Consider the following 5,074-nt stretch of genomic DNA (forward strand, 5'->3'; position numbering starts at 1 on the left):
CCCCCCCCCCCCCCCCCCCCCCTCCCCCCCAAAAAAAACACCCCGCCGGGTCCCGCGGGGGGGGGCTTTTTTTCTCTGCGCATCGCGGGCGGTCAGGGATGCCAGGTCGAAATGATCTCCAGCACGCCGTTAATAATAAACTGCACGCCCATGCAGACCAGCAGAAAGCCCATCAGTCGCGAGATGGCCTCGATGCCGCCTTTGCCAACCAGACGCATAATCGCGCCGGAACTGCGCAGACAAGCCCACAGAATCACCCCTAACAGCAAAAAGATGATCGGCGGCGCCGCCAGCACCACCCACTCCGGGAAGTCCACGCCGTGCTTAACGGTCGAGGCGGAGCTAATAATCATCGCGATGGTGCCCGGACCGGCGGTGCTTGGCATCGCCAGCGGCACAAAGGCGATATTGGCGGTCGGTTCATCCTGCAGTTCTTCCGATTTGATCTTCGCTTCCATCGAATCGTGGGCTTTTTGCTGGGGAAACAGCATGCGGAAACCGATAAAGGCCACAATCAATCCGCCGGCGATACGCAGCCCAGGTATTGATATGCCGAATGTATTCATCACCACCTGACCGGCATACCACGACACCATCAGGATGGCGAAGACATACACCGATGCCATTAACGCCTGTTTATTACGCTCGGCGTTGTTCATATTACCGGCCAGGCCAAGGAACAGCGCCACGGTTGTGAGTGGATTCGCCAGCGGTAAAAGCACCGCCAGGCCGAGCCCTATTGCTTTAAACAAATCGAACATAGTTAATTAAAGTCCCGTTAATATTCATTTTTTAAGAATGGTTTCATTCCGTGAGTATATCGGCTTCAACAAATTTGACGCCAGCCTGCTGATAAATCACTTCTGCAAAAAAATAACAAGCGTTAGAAAAATCATAAAGAGTGACCCACATCGTACTTTTCCATTTTAGCAAATCGTGGCATCGGCCAATTCATAATGTTGACTTATGATTGCCTGGGCAATAGTATCACCTGCAACTAATTACTTGCCTGGGCAACCATTATGAAAAGTACCAGCGACCTGTTTAATGAAATGATCCCGCTGGGTCGCTTGATCCAGATGGTTAACCAGAAAAAAGATCGCCTGCTCAATGACTACCTCTCACCTATGGATATTACCGCGACCCAGTTTCGCGTGCTCTGCTCCATTCGTTGCGAAGTATGTATTACCCCCGTTGAGCTGAAAACCGTGCTTTCCGTCGACCCGGGCGCGATGACGCGCATGCTCGACCGCCTGGCGTGCAAAGGCTGGATTGAACGGTTACCCAACCCCGCTGACAAGCGCGGCGTGCTGGTGCAGTTGACGCCGGACGGCGCAGCCCTTTGCGAGCAGTGTCATCAGGTTGTGGGTCAGAAGTTACACCAGGAGTTAACGAAAAATCTGTCGGCGGACGAAGTCGCCATGCTTGAGCAACTGCTCAAGAAGGTCCTGCCGTAAAAATAAGAAGAGGTAAGATGATGTCCAGACGTAATAATGACGCCATCACTATCCATAGTATTTTGTCGTGGATCGAGGATAACCTGGAATCGCCCCTGTCGCTGGAAAAAGTGTCTGAGCGCTCCGGTTACTCTAAGTGGCACCTGCAACGTATGTTTAAGAAAGAGACCGGCCATTCCCTCGGCCAGTACATCCGCAGCCGCAAGCTGACGGAGATTGCGCAGAAGCTCAAGCAGAGCAATGAGCCAATCCTGTACCTGGCGGAACGCTATGGTTTCGAGTCGCAGCAGACCCTGACGCGAACGTTCAAGAACTATTTCGATGTTCCGCCCCACAAGTATCGCATAACGAATGTACCTGGCGAATCCCGCTATCTACATCCGCTAAATAACTGATGTTAATCGCCTGCACTATAAAAGACGTATTGAGGAAATCATGAAACTATTCGCTGCCGCAGCTATCGTACTCTTGTCGCTGGCCTCCAGCCTCAGCTATGCGGAGCAAAACACCACGCCGGTGCGTCAAAACCAGCGTGATACAATGATTATCCCTTCCGAACATAATGATTCGCCGTTTGATTTCAATCATATGGCGGCTGGTAATGATAAATCTGACGAACTTGGCGTGCCGTACTACCAGCAGCACGACCTGTGATGCCATTACACGCATAATTGTGTATAGCCCCGTCTCCGGGGCTTTTTTTTATCCGCGCGCCATGCCAGGCCGCACCAAACGTAAGCCAAAGACATTAATGTAGAGCCCGGCCATAATCAGCACCGCCCCGGTGAGCTGCAGTCCGCTCAGCGTCTCCCCGAGCAGCAGCGCAGCGCTGGCCATTCCCACCACCGGCACCAGCAGCGACAGCGGCGCCACCCGCCAGGTTTCATACCGCCCCAGCAGCGATCCCCAGATGCCATAGCCGACGATAGTGGCGATAAACGCCAGATAAAGCAGCGACAGTATCGTTAGCAGATCGATGTGTTGCAGACTCGCCAGCATGGTCTGCGGGCCATCGATCAACAATGAGGCCAGCATAAACGGCAGCACCGGGATCAGCGCGCTCCAGACCACCAGCGACATGATTGGCGGCCGGCTCGCCTGGGACATGATTTTTTTGTTGAAAATATTGCCGCAGGCCCAGCTGAGCGCCGCCGCGAGGGTCAGCATAAAGCCCACCAGCGGCACATGCTCCCCGCCAAGGCTGCCCTCCACCAGCACCAGCACGCCAAAGATCGCCAGGGCGATCCCCGCCAGCTGCTTGCCCTGCAGACGTTCGCCAAAGACGAAGGCGCCAAGGATGATGGTGAAGAAGGCTTGCGCCTGCAGCACAAGGGAGGCCAGCCCGGCCGGCATACCCAGGCCGATAGCGCAGAACAGAAAGGCGAACTGACCGAAACTTATGGTCAGGCCATAGCCCAGCAGCAGGCGCAGCGGAATAGCTGGCCGGGCGACAAACAGCAGCGCCGGGAAGGCGACCAGCATAAAGCGCAGCCCCGCCAGCATCAGCGGCGGCATATTGTGCAACCCCAGCTTAATCACCACAAAGTTAAGCCCCCACACCACCACTACCAGCAGCGCCAGTAGTCCATCTTTCCTCGTCATACCCCTGCCTCTGTCGTTATTGGAATTTTTGTGAACAAAATCAAAGTAGCGAAAAAGCGGCCGCCGGGATAGATCATTATTTTTGGCAGGCCCGGAAGTGCGCCCGTCGACCGCGATGACCTGTACAAGGCGTAATGACCGTGTTATTTGTGATCGAAGACATAAAATTATAACAACATGACAGGCAAGGAAATCATGATCACCACTCTCCGGCGCTCCACCATCGCGCTGCTGGCATCGTCGTTACTGTTGACTATCGGCCGCGGGGCCACACTGCCGTTTATGACCATCTATCTCACCCGACGCTTTCAGCTGGAGGTGGATGTGATTGGCTATGCCCTGTCGCTGGCGCTGGTGGTTGGGGTGTTGTTCAGCATGGGTTTTGGCATCCTCGCTGACAGGTTCGATAAAAAGCGCTATATGGTGTGGTCAGTGCTGGTGTTTATTCTCGGCTTCAGCGCAATACCGCTGGTCAATAACGCCCTCCTGGTGGTGATCTTCTTTGCGCTGATCAACTGCGCCTACTCGGTCTTTTCCACCGTCCTGAAAGCCTGGTTCGCCGATCGGCTGACGGCAGAGAAAAAAGCGCGCATCTTCTCGCTGAACTACACCATCCTCAACATCGGCTGGACCGTTGGGCCGCCCATCGGCACCCTGCTGGTAATGCACAGTATCAATTTGCCGTTCTGGCTGGCGGCCGCCTGCGCCGCCTTTCCGCTGGTGTTTATTCAGCTGTTTCTTCAGCGGGATGGCGCCGCCGCGGCCCAGCCGGGCGCCGCGCCCTGGTCGCCTTCGGTGTTGCTGCGCGACCGGGCGCTGCTGTGGTTTACCTGCTCCGGGCTGCTGGCCTCCTTCGTCGGCGGCGCCTTCGCCTCCTGTCTCTCGCAGTATGTGCTGGTGGTCGCCAGCAGCGATTTCGCCGAGAAAGTGGTGGCCGTGGTGCTGCCGGTCAACGCCGCGGTGGTGGTTGCTCTGCAGTACGCGGTTGGCCGGCGGCTGAGCGCGAGAAATATCCGCCCGCTGATGACCTTCGGCACCGTCTGCTTTGTGATCGGCCTTGTGGGCTTTATGTTCTCTGGCGCCAGCCTGTGGGCGTGGGGGATCTCGGCGGCGATCTTCACCCTCGGGGAAGTGATTTATGCCCCCGGGGAGTATATGCTGATTGACCATATTGCCCCGCCGGGGATGAAGGCCAGCTACTTCTCCGCCCAGTCGCTGGGGTGGCTGGGGGCGGCATTCAACCCGATGCTGACGGGGTTGATCCTCACCCATCTGCCGCACTGGTCGCTTTTTGTCATTCTTATCGTGGCGATTGTCGCCGCCTGGCTGATGATTTTCCGCGGGATCAATGCCCGCCCCTGGCAACCGGATTCTCCGCTGGCCAACGCCTGACGCCAGCTGGCATGCGGCTGTCAGGTTGCTGTCGGGCCGTTGTCGGGTCGCTGTCGTGGTGGCTGGCGGCCCGGTTCACCATACTCCATCACAGGTTTACATCCGCAGAACGTTATGGAGCATACGAATATGAACAGCAACAATCAGGTCAAACAATTACGGCTGCAGCGCGCCTGGTCCCAGGAGCAGCTGGCCGAAATGGCGGGTCTCAGCGTCCGCACGATCCAGCGCATTGAGAATGGCGAACGCCCGGGGCTGGAGACCCTCAGCGCCCTCGCCGCGGTCTTTGAGGTGACGGTGGCCGAGATCGGCGGCGAAGCCCGGCGGGAAGACGCGCCGGGCCAGGAAGCCTCACTGGATCTGCGCATAGAGGAAGCCAAAGCGCGGGTGCATCAGGAGAGCCGCTTTTTCCGTTCGCTGTCGGTGGCGCTGGTGGTTTGCGTGCTGCTGGCGGTGCTTAACCGCTTCACTAATCCACAGTACTACTGGTCCGGCTGGGTCGCCCTGATCTGGGGCGCCCTGCTGGTGGTGAGAGGATTACGCCTGTTCGTGTTCGGCGAATGGATTAAAAACTGGCGCCAGGCGCGCCTGCAGCGGCTGCTGCGCAAATAGGCCGCAAAACC

Annotated in this window: 8 protein-coding genes; 5 read left to right on the plus strand and 3 right to left on the minus strand. The window is 57.1% G+C overall.

The genetic code is table 11. The features are described from left to right. Positions 1-92: 92 nt before the first annotated feature. Both HMPREF9538_RS12440 and HMPREF9538_RS32265 read right to left on the minus strand, forming a co-directional pair. Positions 93-761, minus strand: a complete 669-nt coding sequence (locus tag HMPREF9538_RS12440) for a MarC family NAAT transporter (RefSeq protein WP_002904403.1) — start codon at positions 759-761, stop codon at positions 93-95. 43 nt (positions 762-804) lie between these two features. Next, positions 805-933: a hypothetical protein gene (locus tag HMPREF9538_RS32265; RefSeq protein ID WP_004217987.1), complete on the minus strand. Its 129-nt coding sequence runs from the start codon at positions 931-933 to the stop codon at positions 805-807. Between the two features lie 89 nt (positions 934-1,022). On the opposite strand from HMPREF9538_RS32265, the gene marR reads away from it, so the two are divergent. From marR to marB, 3 genes are read left to right on the plus strand one after another with little or no spacing between them, the layout of a single operon-like run. After that, the gene (gene marR / locus HMPREF9538_RS12430) at positions 1,023-1,457 is read left to right on the plus strand and encodes a multiple antibiotic resistance transcriptional regulator MarR (RefSeq protein ID WP_004143563.1); all 435 of its coding nucleotides are present in this window, start codon (positions 1,023-1,025) and stop codon (positions 1,455-1,457) included. A 20-nt stretch (positions 1,458-1,477) separates the two neighbouring features. Then, the gene (gene marA, locus HMPREF9538_RS12425) at positions 1,478-1,852 is read left to right on the plus strand and encodes an MDR efflux pump AcrAB transcriptional activator MarA (protein WP_002904397.1); all 375 of its coding nucleotides are present in this window, start codon (positions 1,478-1,480) and stop codon (positions 1,850-1,852) included. Positions 1,853-1,892: 40 nt separating this feature from the next. Further along, positions 1,893-2,111 carry a multiple antibiotic resistance protein MarB gene (marB, locus tag HMPREF9538_RS12420; RefSeq protein WP_002904394.1) on the plus strand — a complete coding sequence of 73 codons (219 nt, stop codon included), beginning with the start codon at positions 1,893-1,895 and terminating at the stop codon, positions 2,109-2,111. Between the two features lie 48 nt (positions 2,112-2,159). Here marB and eamA read toward each other — a convergent pair whose 3' ends face one another. After that, entirely contained in the window at positions 2,160-3,059 is a 900-nt protein-coding gene (gene eamA, locus HMPREF9538_RS12415; protein WP_004143566.1) for an O-acetylserine/cysteine exporter, read from the minus strand. Between the two features lie 195 nt (positions 3,060-3,254). On the opposite strand from eamA, the gene ydeE reads away from it, so the two are divergent. Both ydeE and HMPREF9538_RS12405 read left to right on the plus strand, forming a co-directional pair. Continuing rightward, on the plus strand, positions 3,255-4,451 hold the full coding sequence (gene ydeE / locus HMPREF9538_RS12410; RefSeq protein ID WP_004176243.1) for an efflux MFS transporter YdeE: 1,197 nt from the start codon (positions 3,255-3,257) through the stop codon (positions 4,449-4,451). A gap of 129 nt (positions 4,452-4,580) precedes the next feature. Further along, the gene (locus HMPREF9538_RS12405; RefSeq protein ID WP_002904389.1) at positions 4,581-5,063 is read left to right on the plus strand and encodes a helix-turn-helix domain-containing protein; all 483 of its coding nucleotides are present in this window, start codon (positions 4,581-4,583) and stop codon (positions 5,061-5,063) included. Positions 5,064-5,074 lie beyond the last annotated feature (11 nt).

The sequence above is a fragment of the Klebsiella sp. MS 92-3 genome (assembly GCF_000195655.1).
Taxonomy (GTDB): domain Bacteria; phylum Pseudomonadota; class Gammaproteobacteria; order Enterobacterales; family Enterobacteriaceae; genus Klebsiella; species Klebsiella pneumoniae.